Source organism: Deltaproteobacteria bacterium (genome assembly GCA_016213065.1).
Classification (GTDB): domain Bacteria; phylum UBA10199; class UBA10199; order SPLOWO2-01-44-7; family SPLOWO2-01-44-7; genus JACRBV01.
On sequence record JACRBV010000061.1, the window covers coordinates 20,209 to 34,356 of the forward strand.

The 14,148-nt window shown below is 45.6% G+C and carries 16 protein-coding genes and 1 tRNA gene; 12 read left to right on the top strand and 5 right to left on the bottom strand.

All coding sequences use genetic code 11. The features are described 5' to 3' along the window. Nucleotides 1-31: 31 nt before the first annotated feature. Entirely contained in the window at nt 32-1,531 is a 1,500-nt protein-coding gene (locus tag HY877_03560; protein MBI5299356.1) for a mechanosensitive ion channel, read from the bottom strand. A 120-nt stretch (nt 1,532-1,651) separates the two neighbouring features. Here HY877_03560 and HY877_03565 point away from each other — a divergent pair, with 120 nt between their 5' ends. The 3 genes from HY877_03565 to HY877_03575 are packed head-to-tail and all read left to right on the top strand — an operon-like array spanning nt 1,652 to nt 3,984. Next, nucleotides 1,652-2,761 carry a 5-(carboxyamino)imidazole ribonucleotide synthase gene (locus HY877_03565; protein ID MBI5299357.1) on the top strand — a complete coding sequence of 370 codons (1,110 nt, stop codon included), beginning with the start codon at nt 1,652-1,654 and terminating at the stop codon, nt 2,759-2,761. A 14-nt stretch (nt 2,762-2,775) separates the two neighbouring features. Beyond that, a complete protein-coding gene (gene purE / locus HY877_03570; GenBank protein MBI5299358.1) occupies nt 2,776-3,237 on the top strand; it encodes a 5-(carboxyamino)imidazole ribonucleotide mutase in 462 nt (153 codons plus the stop codon). 33 nt (nt 3,238-3,270) lie between these two features. Further along, the gene (locus tag HY877_03575) at nt 3,271-3,984 is read left to right on the top strand and encodes a FecR domain-containing protein (GenBank protein MBI5299359.1); all 714 of its coding nucleotides are present in this window, start codon (nt 3,271-3,273) and stop codon (nt 3,982-3,984) included. A 100-nt stretch (nt 3,985-4,084) separates the two neighbouring features. Here the strand turns inward: HY877_03575 and HY877_03580 are convergent, their stop codons facing one another. Both HY877_03580 and HY877_03585 read right to left on the bottom strand, forming a co-directional pair. Beyond that, nucleotides 4,085-4,402, bottom strand: a complete 318-nt coding sequence (locus HY877_03580; protein ID MBI5299360.1) for a hypothetical protein — start codon at nt 4,400-4,402, stop codon at nt 4,085-4,087. 112 nt (nt 4,403-4,514) lie between these two features. Beyond that, nucleotides 4,515-5,684, bottom strand: coding sequence for an aminotransferase class IV (locus HY877_03585; GenBank protein ID MBI5299361.1), 1,170 nt, complete (start codon nt 5,682-5,684; stop codon nt 4,515-4,517). Nucleotides 5,685-6,107: 423 nt separating this feature from the next. On the opposite strand from HY877_03585, the gene HY877_03590 reads away from it, so the two are divergent. Together HY877_03590 and HY877_03595 are read left to right on the top strand one after the other, a co-directional pair. Beyond that, a complete protein-coding gene (locus tag HY877_03590) occupies nt 6,108-7,202 on the top strand; it encodes an ATP-dependent 6-phosphofructokinase (protein MBI5299362.1) in 1,095 nt (364 codons plus the stop codon). Nucleotides 7,203-7,427: 225 nt separating this feature from the next. Next, nucleotides 7,428-8,747, top strand: coding sequence for an AAA family ATPase (locus HY877_03595; GenBank protein ID MBI5299363.1), 1,320 nt, complete (start codon nt 7,428-7,430; stop codon nt 8,745-8,747). Nucleotides 8,748-8,780: 33 nt separating this feature from the next. Here the strand turns inward: HY877_03595 and HY877_03600 are convergent, their stop codons facing one another. Continuing rightward, nucleotides 8,781-9,665, bottom strand: coding sequence for a mannose-1-phosphate guanylyltransferase (locus HY877_03600; protein ID MBI5299364.1), 885 nt, complete (start codon nt 9,663-9,665; stop codon nt 8,781-8,783). Nucleotides 9,666-9,680: 15 nt separating this feature from the next. Between HY877_03600 and HY877_03605 the strand changes: the two genes are divergently transcribed. The 6 genes from HY877_03605 to HY877_03630 all read left to right on the top strand — a co-directional run bounded on the left by HY877_03605 (nt 9,681) and on the right by HY877_03630 (nt 11,965). Beyond that, complete coding sequence (locus HY877_03605; protein MBI5299365.1) at nt 9,681-10,235, top strand: thioredoxin family protein; 555 nt, start codon at nt 9,681-9,683, stop codon at nt 10,233-10,235. Between the two features lie 64 nt (nt 10,236-10,299). After that, nucleotides 10,300-10,878: a hypothetical protein gene (locus HY877_03610; GenBank protein MBI5299366.1), complete on the top strand. Its 579-nt coding sequence runs from the start codon at nt 10,300-10,302 to the stop codon at nt 10,876-10,878. A gap of 5 nt (nt 10,879-10,883) precedes the next feature. Next, nucleotides 10,884-10,956 (top strand) — tRNA-Arg (locus tag HY877_03615). A gap of 184 nt (nt 10,957-11,140) precedes the next feature. Further along, nucleotides 11,141-11,482: a type II toxin-antitoxin system RelE/ParE family toxin gene (locus HY877_03620; protein MBI5299367.1), complete on the top strand. Its 342-nt coding sequence runs from the start codon at nt 11,141-11,143 to the stop codon at nt 11,480-11,482. Then, nucleotides 11,479-11,775 (top strand): helix-turn-helix transcriptional regulator, encoded by a 297-nt coding sequence (locus HY877_03625; GenBank protein MBI5299368.1) that lies wholly within the window; start codon nt 11,479-11,481, stop codon nt 11,773-11,775. The genes HY877_03620 and HY877_03625 overlap by 4 nt, the downstream gene beginning before the upstream one ends. A gap of 4 nt (nt 11,776-11,779) precedes the next feature. Continuing rightward, entirely contained in the window at nt 11,780-11,965 is a 186-nt protein-coding gene (locus tag HY877_03630) for a DUF167 domain-containing protein (protein MBI5299369.1), read from the top strand. A gap of 143 nt (nt 11,966-12,108) precedes the next feature. On the opposite strand, the gene HY877_03635 is transcribed toward HY877_03630, so the two are convergent. After that, nucleotides 12,109-13,491, bottom strand: a complete 1,383-nt coding sequence (locus tag HY877_03635; protein ID MBI5299370.1) for a cystathionine beta-synthase — start codon at nt 13,489-13,491, stop codon at nt 12,109-12,111. Between the two features lie 119 nt (nt 13,492-13,610). Between HY877_03635 and tyrS the strand changes: the two genes are divergently transcribed. Beyond that, nucleotides 13,611-14,148: tyrosine--tRNA ligase (gene tyrS / locus HY877_03640; protein MBI5299371.1), on the top strand; the 538-nt coding region annotated here is incomplete at its 3' end.

The following is a 14,148-nucleotide window of genomic DNA, read 5'->3' on the forward strand; positions in this document are numbered from 1 at the left end:
GAGAGGGTTAGGGAGAGGGTGACCTTGAGCACTAAATCCTAAAGAAAGCTTTGATCTTCTGCAAAATTTGTTTGGCGGTGGGGGGATGTTCCACTTCGAATTTTTCAGTTGTTTCGAGTTCTGAAATGACTTTCAACCGTTCGGTTTCCCGTCTGGCCAGATGTTCGCTGAAAATTTCGGAGAGTTTTGGATTTGCTTCCAAAAGTTTTAATATGGGTCCCTTCGCAATTTCATAAAGAAGGACATCGGTTTTTGCAACAACGGTTGCTTTGCGGGGTTCGCCGGTCATCAGCGACATTTCACCAAAAAAATCTCCGGGCATCAGCGTGGACACACTCTTTTCTTTTCCGGTGGAATTTTTCACGCGGATATCACACTCACCCTCAGTGATAATGTACATGGTTTCTCCCGCCGCAGACTGATTGAAAATGACTTCGCCGCCTGCAAACTGAAGCGGGGTAATGGATTGCACCAGTATGTCGCGGTCAATGGGAGAGAGGGTCTGGAAAAATTCGATTCTTTGCAAAAAAGTTTTTACGGGTACCAGCGATGCTTCTCCTGATATTTCTCCGCCATTGTATTGCACCTGAACGGGATATGGGATTGAAATATTTTCACGCCGCAGTTGGTACCAAAGCCGTTTCATGATTTCGGACTTGATTGTGTCGGACCCACCCTGTGCAATATCGACCCAATAGCGGACCTGATACTGAATGGAATAGGCATCATAAGAAACAAGCCGGACTTCCATGGGTTTATCCGCCAGCACTCTGGGATGCTTTTTAAGCACCGACAAAATCACGGTGGAAACTTTGTTGGGGGGAATATTGTAATCGAGGCCGATATTAAATGAGGAAATCAAAAGCGTGGAGGGATCGCTGTAATTAACAATGTGGCTTCTTGAAATCACATTGTTTGGCACGACAATCATTTCGTGTTCCGGCGTGAGGAGAATGGTGGAGCGCCAGTTGATGCCGTGAATCTGTCCCTTGTATTTGTCAAAGTTAACCCAGTCTCCCAGTTTGTAGGGTTTTTCAATATTGAGTGCAAGTCCCGAAAAGAGATTTCCCAACGTGTCCTGCAATGCCAAACCAATGACGGCCGTTAAAATGGCGGAAGTGGCCACCAAAGAAGTGACATCAATGTTGAGTTTTTCGCGCAGAACAATCATCACCACAATGAGATACAAAACCACGAGCACCACATCGCGCGTGATGGCGGGAATGGTGATCGCCTTCTTGGGACCGATGACATATTCAATAAAAAGGGTGATGCTGTTGCGGATGATGCCGAAGCAAAGAGCCAGCAGTGCCAAAACATCCAGAATCGGTTTGCTCAAAATACCGGGGAAATGACCGGCATAATAACCCGTAATTTTCAGAAGGCAGAACAGAAGAAAAAAGCCCAACTGAATTTTGGGGAGATGAAGGTGGCGCCGCGCCATCACGCCATAAGTGAGCAGTAAAATAATAAGAACGATGTATAAAATGGGATTGTTCATAATATCGGGGGGAACGACTCGCCACTTCATGGCTCCTTCCCCCCGCACCCCTTTCATTCGCACTGGCAAAGCCGGATGCTTATTCACCCCATCTTTTCGCCTATATTAAATTTGTTTAAAGAGAAACCAAAAAATGATAGGACATGCCCCATGTCTTCAAAATCTTCCATCGGGATATTGGGGAGTGGGCAGTTGGGAATGATGCTGGCGGAAGCCGCCGATGTTTTGAAAATTCCATTCGGTATTTTGGAAACACCGTCAGTAGGAGACGCCGTTATCCTGAAAAAATGGCTTCCCGGTTTTTCCGTCGTCACTGTTGAAAATGAATTTCTCTCCACCGAAATTTTGAAATCGCAGGCCCCCGCGGAAATTATTTTCGCCCCATCTTTGAAAACGATTGATTTGATTCAGGACAAATTGACTCAAAAAGAATTTTTGTGCGACGCAGGACTTCCGGTCCCTCCGTTTCGTGCCATCACTACAAAAGCAGATTGCCTGAAATTCGCGAAAGACCACGGCTGGCCCATTGTGTTGAAAGAACGCCGCAACGGTTATGACGGACGGGGAACCTATATTCTGCGCACATCCGATGCTCTGGATGGTTTTTGGAACGACTCCGCGCCCAAACGATATCTTCTGGCGGAACAATTTATTCCTTTTGCAACCGAGTTGGCCATTCAGATTGCGCGTAATGAAACGGGCGAGGTGGCTTATTTTCCAATTGTGGAAACTTTTCAAAGCAACGGCATTTGTCTGTGGGTGAAGGCTCCGGCCGAGATCAGTTCTGATGACCAGACAGCCATACAAGCCATTGCTACAACCATGATGGAGAAACTCAATGCGGTCGGAGTTTTCGCCGTCGAACTTTTTTACACGGCAGGAGGGGAAATTTTTATCAACGAACTGGCCCCGCGAGTTCACAATTCGGGGCATTACACGATTGAAGGATGTGAAACCTCCCAATTTGCCCAACATCTTTTGGCAATTAATAAGGAAGCTTTGGGAAAAACTACATTACGTCATCCGGCTGTTGCGATGCTCAATCTTTTGGGGGATTTTGACGGTCCTTGCAAGATAATGGGAGAAAAGAACTTATCACAACGTCACCCCGCCGTGTTGCATTGGTATCACAAACAGGAATCAAGAAGAGGACGCAAGCTTGGCCACATTACGGCATGGGGAGAAACCACGGACAAGGCGTTGAATGCGGCCATCGAAGCGCGAAAGGAATTAAACATATGTCCAAAAAATCGAAAATAAAAGTGGGCGTGGTTATGGGGTCCGATTCGGACATGCCGGTTTTGAAAGAGGCGATAACAGTTTTAAAGCAATTGAAAATCAGATTTGAAGTGGAAATTTTATCCGCCCACCGAACGCCTCACAGAATGGTGGCTTATGCAGAACACGCGCTGGTGCGAGGTGTGCAAGTGATTGTTGCGGGGGCAGGGGGGGCGGCCCATCTTCCGGGCATGATCGCTTCCATCACCACTCTGCCGGTCATTGGTGTGCCTATTCCTACCAAATCCCTCAACGGTCTGGATTCGCTTTTATCGATTGTGCAAATGCCTCCGGGTGTTCCGGTGGCAACGGTAGCTATCGGCGGAGCAAAGAATGCCGGCTTGTTAGCCGCGCAAATTCTGTCCCTTTCTGATTTGAGTCTTGCAAAAGCGTTGAAAAAATACAAAGAAGCACTGGTTGACATAGTCGTTGCAAAAAATAAAAAATTAAAACATTAATAACGTGACCGGTCACAACATTAGGAGGGCACAATGAAACTTTACACTTTAAAACTTATTTCCTCTCTCTTCGTCATTGCGGGTTTATTTTTTGCGCCGCCTCTTCATGCAAAGGATACGGTGGGTAAGGTCACTGAAATCACCGGAAAAGTTTTGGTAACCCATGAAGGGGAAACAAAACCGTGTGACTTGGCCGATCAGGCCCCCATCTTTCTCAAAGACACCATTGAAACCAAAAAAGACGGCGTGGTGAAGTTGTCTTTGAATGATGCTTCCGATTTTACCCTGCGTGAAAATACAAAAGTTGTTGTGTCCGAATTTTTATTGGATCCAAAGAAAAACAAGAGAGAGACGGTTTTGGATGTGGCGTTGGGGAAGGTGCGTGCCGTGGTGACAAAAACCTTCAACAAAGCCATTTCCAAAACAGAATTGAAAACACCCACAGCCGTGGTGGGAGTACGTGGAACTGATTTCGCCATCGAGGTTGGGAAAAATAAGACACTTGTCTATTGTTTAAAAGGATTGGTGCAGACATTTAATCCTCTTTTCCCCGCACAAACAATCAATGTTGCCGCCGGCATGTTTACGGATGTGCTTCAAGGTGTGGTCCCCAAATTGCCCGCCGCAATTCCGCAGGAAATGTTGCAGGAAATTGAGAACCAGTTTGGTTTTCCGGTAACGGCGGAAGGATTAAAAGAGAAGGGGAAAGAAGAGTTGCAAAAGCACGTCCCCTTTCCCCTCCCGTAAATCTGAAAGAAGCGGTCAGCGATCAGCAGTCAGCTTTCAGCCTGTGAAACGATTGGGTCTTTGTTGGCTGACCGCTGAAAGCTGAAGGCTGAAAGCTTTTTTAATTTGAACCGTCATCCATTCCCAAAAGCCTGTAGGAATGTTGACCGATCGTAATGGTAATCGATTTGGCGGGTTTTGTTTTGTAGGCTTTGTTTAATTGTTGCGCTCCGGGATCCGTGTTGGAAGCAACAATGTGTTTGAGATTCCCTTCTGTATCTTTCACCACTAAATCAAAATTACCATCGTGTTGAAGAGTAGGGTCCGACAAAAATTGCTCAGGCCTCATCCCTTTTTTAAGATCCTGTATGGCAAGAGCTTCAATATCCCCCTCTCTTGGACCCGCAGGATTCTCACATACAAAATGTGCTGTACTCATAAAGCACCTCCTTTAAGGAAAATTCTATCCTTTAGAAATGGAGGCGCCTAGGAGTTTTTAAAAGGTGTTATCTGTACCTGTTTTTATTTTTTATTTTCAACGACTTAGAGTTCTATTTCTCAATCAAATTCAATAAAGGATTATGCTCGGAGGGGATCCACTTTAATTCTTGAATGAGGCTTTGTTGCAGGTTTTTTAGGCGGGCATCAACTTCCAATCCTCCCACCAAATTCAAATAGGTTTTTTGAAGATCTTTAATTTCCTGTGGCATGGGGATTTCAATCGCTTTTTTTGTTTTGGTGTCAAACACAAGAGAGATGGGAGTGATTTCCGCCGCGGTGCCGGTCATGACAGCGCCTTGAAAATTTTTGTCCAAAATTTCCTGAACCGGAATATCGCGGTATTCGATTTCTCCGCCCATCGCACGAATCATTTGGTCGACAACTTTCAGAGTAGTTCCCGGAAGGATGGGTTTGCCTTTTTGTTCGGGTGAAACAAATTTATTGTTGCCTTTGTAAAAAACAAGATTTTCTCCGCTTCCCTCCAGAACATTTCTTTCGGGGGTGGCATCGGTCAACAGACATTCCGAAAATTGGTTGTAGCAGGCAAAATTGACGATGCGTTGTCCGGTTAAATAATTGGAGGCCAATTTAAATTGGCGATTCCACTCTTCATTGCCATGCTGGGAAATAAGAACCGGAGCGCCTTTTTCAAAAATTTCTTTTCCCAGATATTTTCCCCACGGTTTGACCGATAAAAGAAAATCAACACTGTGTCCCAATGAAAAAACCCCAAGACTTCTGCCCGGCGTATTGCCGCGCATCACTAGAGGGCGCACGTAACAACCCTCGGATGGTTTGAAAAATTCGTTGTGAAGATTCAGCAAAACTGTTTTGATAATAAAATCTTTGACATCGGCCTTGGAGTAGCGAAACTGAATCACATCTTCTTTTTTTATTTTTCCCTTGAGCACGGCTTTGTATTTCTCGGCGAGTGGAGGATAAAGAGAAACAAAATCATTCCACACCTGTTGCGGATTTTCTGAAAGCCGCATCCATGCATATTCCATGGAACCAAAGAGACGGTCGATGCGGATGTCAATGCCGATCAAATTGATTGTTCCATCGTTTTTTGCGAGATTGGGATAACAGCGTGAGCCTTCAAAAACAGCGCTTGCGTAGTGAAGCGCGTGGCAGTAGGCAAAAAATTCGAAATCGAGAAAATCAGGTCTCGCGCTCGCAGGATACCATTTGCCGTTGAAAAAAAGGATCTGTTCCGTCATAAGTCGGAGGTTACTCCAAAAAAAGCGATCAGCTGTCAGCCTTCAGCAATCAGCTTTTAATTTTGTTAAAGAAGCGTAAATAAAACCCAATCATTTTTCGGGCCGACAGATGATTGCTGATCGCTTTTTTGGATTACAAAACAGATTTATGGATTTATGACAAGGATTCGTTTACAAGCTGTCCGTAATCAGTTATAGCCCTCGAAAAATAAGATGATTGGTTTCTAGTGTCATTCCGGCGAAGCTTGTCCCTGCAGGCAGTAAGCAGGGAGCCGGAATCCAGACGTCGTCCCGACCCCGTATCGTAGTACGAGGCAGGCTCCAGTCGGGAACCAGAAATGAAAGGTTGGATCCCTGCTGGAGTTTACCCCTGCGGAGGCAGGGGCAGGGATGACAAAAAGTATATTTTTCAGCACTCTCTTTATGAAAAAAACCAAAAAAATTGCAATTTTAACCGGTGGGGGTGATTGCCCGGGTTTGAATGCCGTTATTTGCGCTGTCACGCGCAGTGCTATTAATGATTATGGTTGGGAGGTGTGGGGGATTGAAGACGGGTTTGAAGGGTTGATTGAAGGGCGCCTGTCGCCTCTCACATCGGACCGCGTTTTTGACATCATGCCGCTCGGGGGAACCATTTTGGGGACCACCAACCGGAGCAGTCCGTTCTTTTATTCAAAAGATGGGGGCAAGACTCCGTACAGAGATACTTCCAAACAAATTTTGCAACTCTTCGAAAGAAATGGACTCAATGCCCTTGTGTGCGTGGGCGGGGAAGGAACTATGTCTTTCGCAAAAAGATTTTCACAAGAGGGTTTGCCCATCGTCGGTATTCCAAAAACAATTGATAATGATGTCCCCGGCACGGAGCGAACGGTTGGTTTTTATTCCGCGGTTCACACCGCCACCGAGGCAATTGACAAACTCCACACCACGGCGGCTTCTCACCACCGTGTGATGGTGATTGAGGTGATGGGCCGTGATGCCGGTTGGTTGGCGCTTGCTTCCGGTTTAGCAGGCGGAGCCAACATTATTCTAATTCCGGAACTTCCGTTTGATTTGGAGAAAGTTTATCAACGCGTGAAGCGGCGTTCTCTGCGCGGTCGTCGTTTTACCATCGTGGTGGTTGCCGAAGGGGCTTTTCCCGCGGGCGGAAAACAGGTTGTGCAAAAAAGAGTGAAGGATGTGAGTCAACCGATCCGTCTGGGAGGAGTTGCCCATTGGCTCGCGGCGCAAATTGAAAAAAATACCGATGTGGAAGCAAGGGCCGTTGTGTTGGGGCATGTGCTACGCGGCGGAAGCCCCATTTATCAGGATCGCATTTTGGCAACTTCCTTTGGTTGTGAAGCCACCCACCGGCTTGCCATGGGAGAGAGCGCGATGATGGTTGGCTGGCACGAGGGAAAACATATTTCGATCGCGCTGAAAAATTTGGCCCCGGGCATGAGACACGTCCCCAAAAATCACGACTGGATTGCCACCTGCCGTTCCATGGGTTTTACTTTTGCCGAAGCTGATTGACGACTTCCGGTGCGAGAGACAGATCATGCTGTTTCGCAAGATTGGCGAGACTTTCCCACGTTCCAACATCCGACTAGCTGAAAGGTGCTTCCGTTTCAGCGTATTGTATAAAGTATACCTTCTTTAATACAAAAAAATTGCAAAGAATACATTCTTTTGGTAAGATAGGAGTGGAAGGATGGATCTATGTTTTCACGGTCTATTGAAAAATCCTTAATAAATTGGATGAGTTCTGCATCCAGAATGCCTCTTGTCATCAGGGGGGCAAGGCAAACTGGCAAAACCACGCTTATAAGGGAGTTTGGAAAGAGATTTGATCAGTTCATCGAACTGAACCTTGAAAAAGAGGCAAACAAAAGGATTTTTTCAAATGTAGGGGATATCAAAGATGTAATCCTGTCCATTGAATCCGTCACAAATAAAAAAATAGTTCCGGCCAAGACACTTCTCTTTTTGGATGAGATACAAAACTGTCCCACCGCTATAACCATGCTCCGCTATTTTTATGAAGACGCACCCGACCTGTATGTCATTTCCGCTGGTTCGTTGCTTGAGGTCAGGATGAAAAAAGAAGGATGGTCTTTTCCCGTCGGCAGGGTGGAATTTCTGTATCTCTTTCCTGTCCTTTTTGAAGAATTTTTAAACGTGCTCGGTGAAGTTTCCATTTTGGATTTCCTTCGCAGTTTTAAACTGGGCAAAAAAATTCCCGATGCGGTGCACGACAAACTGATTGGATTACTTGTGGACTATATGACAGTTGGGGGGATGCCACAGGCCGTCAATGAATATCTCGTCAACAAAAGTTTTATCCCTGCAAGAAGGGTTCATGAGATATTGACGGCTACATTTAAGGACGATTTTGCCAAATATTCCAGTGAGACATCGGCAGAATATTTATCAGAAGTGCGGAATCGCATCCCATTTGAAATAGGCAATCGCATCAAATATTCAGCCATCGGTGGGCTTCATTCTCGTTCGCAATATATCTCCAAGGCATTTGATGTTCTGCATTCTGCGATGCTTATAGAAAGGGTTTTTCCGACCACGCAGGTAAAACTGCCGCTTGTCAAAAAACCCAAATCTGCCCCCAAGTCTATTTTTGTTGATATTGGGTTGTGCACGCATCTGCTCAAACTAACACGTGACCAGATCAAGGAGAGGCTGATTGACCCTCGTTACAGCGGTGCACTTTGTGAACAATTCGTGGGGCAGGAATTACTGGGTATGGATTTTAACAGACGAAACGAGCTTTACTTTTGGGTCAGGGAAGAAAAAGGGACAAGCTCTGAACTGGATTATATTATGCAAACAGGCAATGAGATATATCCCGTTGAAGTGAAATCGGGGAGTCATGGTTCTCTCAAGTCATTGCACCAATTTTTGTCCCGCAGTGGAGGCAAGATCGGGATCAGATTATTTCAAGGATCAGCTCAAATAGAAGAACATGACGTCATTCTTTCTCCCGCCCAAAACCGTCTGCATTACCGGTTGGTTTCGCTCCCGTTGTATCTGACTTTCAGGTTGGCATCTCTTTTGGGACAATAGCGTATAGGAGACTCAAGTCTTGCAATGTCCATTTTACACAGAGCGGGTTTCTAAAATCTCCAGTACTTCTTTGGAAAGTTTCAGAGAGTGTTGTTTCGCAAGATTGGCGAGACTTTCCCACGTTCCCACATCCGACCATGTGAAGGGTGCTTCCACGACAAGCAGGTCTTTTGACTTTTCCATGATGGCGTAGTCAATCGAGATCGCCGGAGTTTTTTCAAAGAAGTCTTCAATCCGCGTTTCCTTTTCAAGCAAGGAATAAATTTCGGGCATGAATTTTTGAAAAGCCTCCACCATTTTTGCGACGGGAAAAATAAAAGTGCCGCCGTTCCAGAAATAATTTCCGTTTTCCAAAAAATGTTTTGCCGTTTTCGCATCCGGTTTTTCCACAAACTCTTTAACCCTGCTGTCCTCCTTATGCAGATAGCCATGATGGGTGGAGGCAAAAGTGGGCGGAATGCCAATCGTGACAATGGCATTCTGTTTTTCGGCCATTTCAAATGCCTGACGGATGGTTTTACAAAAGACCCCTTCAGGCGTGATGAATTGATCCGAAGGAATGGCCATCAAAACGGCGTCTTTGTTTCTCTGCATGAGCTGAAAGCTAACCCAAGCAAGGCAGGGCGCTGTGTTTTTTTTTTGAGTCTCTCCAAAAATTTGTGAATCGTTTAAAAAAGGCAGTTGTTCTTTCACAAGAGGGACGTAACGCCGGTTCGTGGCGACGAGAATGTTTTGGGGTTCAAAAAGCTGGCTGAGCCTTTCAACGCTTTGCTGTAACAGCGTTTTTTCCGGGTGGATCAATTTAAGAAATTGCTTCGGTTTTTTAGGCGTGCTTAAAGGGGCAAACCGTGTTCCTTCCCCCCCCGCCATAATCAAGGCGTAGAAGGCATTTGACCGTTGCGTTCTGTTTTGCGGCATGTTAGCGGACGTCCTATGGCATTTCAGCCCAAAACGCAACTTTTAGCTTTTGGCGCTACCGCTCCCGATTTTTCCCTTCCGGGTGCCGATGGTCAAACTTATCATCTCCACGATTTCAAAAACAAAGCCAAAGCATTTGTCGTGATTTTCGCCTGCAATCATTGTCCCTATGTTTTGGCTTACGAAGACCGAATGATTCAAATTTGCAAAGACTATCGTTCAAGCGGAGTCGCCTTTTTTGTCATCAACGCCAATGAAACTAAAAATTATCCCGAAGATTCGTTTGAAAAAATGAAAGAAAAAACAAAACTTAAAAAACTTCCCTACCCTTATTTGCGGGATGAAGATCAAAAAGTGGCAGAAAGTTTTGGGGCAGGAGCCACGCCGGAAGTTTTTCTTTTTGATGGAGACTTAAAACTTGTCTATCACGGTCGGATTGATGACAACTGGCAGGAGACAACCAAAGTTACACAACACTATTTGCGGGATGCGATCTCTGCGTTACTGGCAGGCAAAGAAATTGCAAAAAAAGAAACACATCCCATCGGTTGTTCCATCAAGTGGGGGTGAACCCCTGCGGGGCACGCAACTTTTTTTGCGTCCCGCCGAAGATAGATGTGAACGGAGGATTTTTATGAAGACTTTTTTGATTGAATTAGTAGTTGTTTTTTTCTTGGGAAGTGTGGGGTTGCTCCACGCAAAAATGACTCCCGCAACTTTTAATGCGGGCGAGTCGCTCACATCAGGAAAACTCTTTCTAAATCAGGTAGATACAGTCAGTCTTTATTTAAGTACTGAAAGAATTGTCTACGTTCCCCGCCTCACACAGGATTTGCATTTAAGCGTCAGCCTTACACTTTTGGGCATGTCGTTTGGGTCCAATACGACCGAAATGGAAAAATTTGTGGTCCGCCATATTCAGGCTTTCAACAAAACGTTAAAAGAACGTTTGGAATTTTATGCCCCCCAGTTGGCCAAGGAATTTGATCCCAATCAGGATGTCGATTTTGTTGTGAAGGTGGGTGCGGATCAAAAATCGGTGGCGACTTGGCAAGGCGGCGAATGGAAATGGATTGATACCTCGAAAAAACAAGCTAGTGTTGTCGAAGTTGGAAGTGACAAAAAGAAATGCCCGGCGATGATTGGAACCAAAAAAGAGGAGGGGACGCCTCCCGCAATAGAAGCCAGCGCAACGCCTCCTCCAAGTAGATAAAGCCTGCGCCCGTAGCTCAACGGATAGAGCATCTGGCTTCGAACCAGAGGGCTGGGAGTTCAAGTCTCTCCGGGCGCACAACGATTTTCCGCAGGGAAATCGTTCCTCTATTTTTGGGGAAACGGGTGGAGGATTTGAAAAATAAAAAGATAATTTGAGAAATTGGTGTGATGCCCAAGTCATGAAGGATTGGTGCGTATAGTTGCAAGGATGTTAATAGATTAAAACTTTACATACATAGCGGATATGCTATATCATCTCCATGAATGTTGAGTTTCTGATATTGCCGAATGGACGTTGTCCTGTCGAAGAATTTCTTGAAGAGCTGGATGATAAATCTCTTGCGAAGGTTTACAGGCTCATTGAAATTCTCAAGAAGCAGGGGAGTTTGCCCTTTCCTCATGCAAGAAAAATGACGGGTTTGAAAGGTTTATGGGAATTGAGAATTTTATCGAAAGGAATGGCTGTCCGGGTGTTTTATGTTTATTGGGAGAAAAACAGGATTGTATTAGTTTCCGGCTTTATCAAGAAATCGCAGGAAACGCCAAAAAGAGAAATTGATAGAGCTATGCAATATTTACAAGAATCAGGAGTCAAACCATGAAAACAAAACCTATTTCAGGACCGTTGGCCAAAAGAATAAAGCGAAAGAGTTTTGCCGAGGCTTATGAAGAAGCAGGTTATTTGCTGGATATCGGGGTGATGATTGCCCGTTTACGTGACAAAGCGGGCTTCTCCCAAAGCCAACTGGCAAAGAAGATAGATACGACACAATCCGTTATTTCACGAATTGAAAATGGAAATCAAAATCTGACTGTCAAAATGCTGGCTAAGATTGCGGATGTTTTGCACTGTGAATTATCGATGCAACTCAAGCCAACCAAACTGGCGGCATAAAAAAATGAGAATCAAGGTAATTGTAAAACCTAGTGCCAAGCGGGAGGCGATTGAAAAAACGGCGGATGGGGATTATCGTGTTTTTGTGAAAGCTCCGGCAAGGGAGGGGAAAGCTAATGAAGCGGTGATCAATGTCAAGGCCCAGCTATGCTGGGCCGCGAAGCAAACTCGAAGAGTTTGCGGAGTATAAAGTTTTGGCGGCCCATTTTAAAGTGCCGCGTTCTTCGATTGAAATTCTTACAGGGCTGGGGAGCAAAGCAAAGTGGGTCGAGATTGGTTAAGTTTTAAGAACCGTTGGATTCCCGCCTTCGCGGGAATGACATTAGAGCGTCTTCACTTTCCAAGATACTGAATAAAATCGATTTTTGTGACGAGGCCTATAAATTTTTCATCTTGTTTGACGATGGCGATTTCATCGGCTTCAAAAACTTTGAACAAGGCGTCGATGGGTTCATTAGCATGAAGTGTCCGCAAATCCGTTTTCATGATGATGCTGATTGAGTCCGTGGTGGAGACCTCTCCCTTGGCGAGCGGGGCCAGAATGTCTCCCTCCGTAATCAAACCGATGATCTGTTCTTTATCCATCACAGGAAGTTGTGAAATTCCTTCTTTCGACATTTTTTCAATGACCTGTCCCACGGTGTCTCTTAATGTGGCCGTGACCATTTCACCGCGATCGTAGCGCTTGCCAACCAAATCTTCCACAACGCCGAACGCTTTGTTAACGCCATCCCACAAACCCTGTTCCTGCATCCATTGGTCGTTGAACAATTTGGAGAGGTAACGGTTTCCGGAGTCTGGAAGAATGACAACGATATTCTCCGGTTTTTTCAAAGTTTGTGCGTAATGGAGCGCGCCCACAACTGCCGCGCCGCTGGAACTTCCGGAAAAAATTCCCTCTTTGATGAGAAGATGCCGTGCCATTTGGTACGACTCTTTGTCAAACACACGCACCATGTGGGTTAGCTGTGTCAGGTCTGCCGTGGTTGGGAAAAAATCCTCGCCGATTCCCTCGATTTTGTAAACATGCGGCTCCACGGTTTTCTTCGAATGAAAATAATCGTAAAAAATAGAACCTTCTGGATCGACACCGACAATATGAATGTCGGGTTTTTTCTCTTTCAGATATTTTGCGATTCCGGACATCGTGCCGCCGGTCCCGATGCCCAACACAACGGCATCGAGTGTACCCTGTGTTTGTTCCCAAATTTCCGGACCCGTGAAACGATAGTGGGCTTCAGGATTGTCCGGATTATGATATTGGTTTGCATAGAACGCGTTCGGGGTGACTTCCGCCAAACGTTTGGCGACGGAATAATAACTGCGGGGATCTTCGGGTGCAACGTTCGTGGGTGTTACGATAACTTTAGCGCCAAAAGCCCTCAGGTTGATGATCTTCTCTTTGCTCATTTTGTCGGGGATGACGAAAATAAGTTTGTAACCTTTGATCGCGCCGGCAATGGCGAGACCCATTCCGGTGTTGCCGCTGGTGGCTTCCACAATAGTGCCGCCCGGTTTCAAGTCTCCCCGTTTTTCGGCTTTCTCGATTAGATAGTAACCGATGCGGTCTTTGATCGACCCGCCGGGGTTCATGAATTCAAGTTTTGCGGCGATAGTGGAAGCAGAAGGTCCCACCACTTTGTTTAAACGGACCAACGGTGTATGACCGATTACTTCCAAAACATTTGAAAAAACTCCTTTGAACTCTTTGGGCATCTTTTTAACTCCGCAAATTCTTCGAATTTTCTGCGCGGACTGGCAAAGCCAGTCCTTTCCATGGGCCTTCTAATGAAACTTGCCAATTGTGTCAAATTCGGAATATAAACCCCAACTCTATGACACCAAAACAGCAGATTGAAAAATTTTCCCGCGGGGCGGTTGAGTTGATTTCTACGAAGGAATTGGAAGCCAAACTTAAAAAAGGAAAACCGCTTCGGGTGAAGGCGGGTTTTGATCCAACGGCCGCGGACCTTCATTTGGGACATACCGTCCTCATGCAAAAGTTGAAACAGTTTCAGGATTTGGGTCATCAGGTTATCTTTTTAATTGGGGATTACACCGCACGCGTAGGAGATCCTTCCGGTCAGACAAAAACGAGACCCACATTGACTCCCGAAGAGATCAAAAAAAATGCCCAAACCTATCTCGATCAAGCGTTTAAAATTTTGGACAAGAAAAAAACCGAGGTGCGTTGGAACAGTGAGTGGTTGGACACCATGAAACAGGGAGAAACACTTTCGCTTGCTTCCAAATATAATGTTGCGCGCATGATGGAGCGGGAAGATTTTGCAAGACGCATCGAAGAGGGTAGTCAGATCACGGTTCTTGAATTTTTATATCCTCTTTTGCAAGGTTACGATTCGGTTGCGTTAA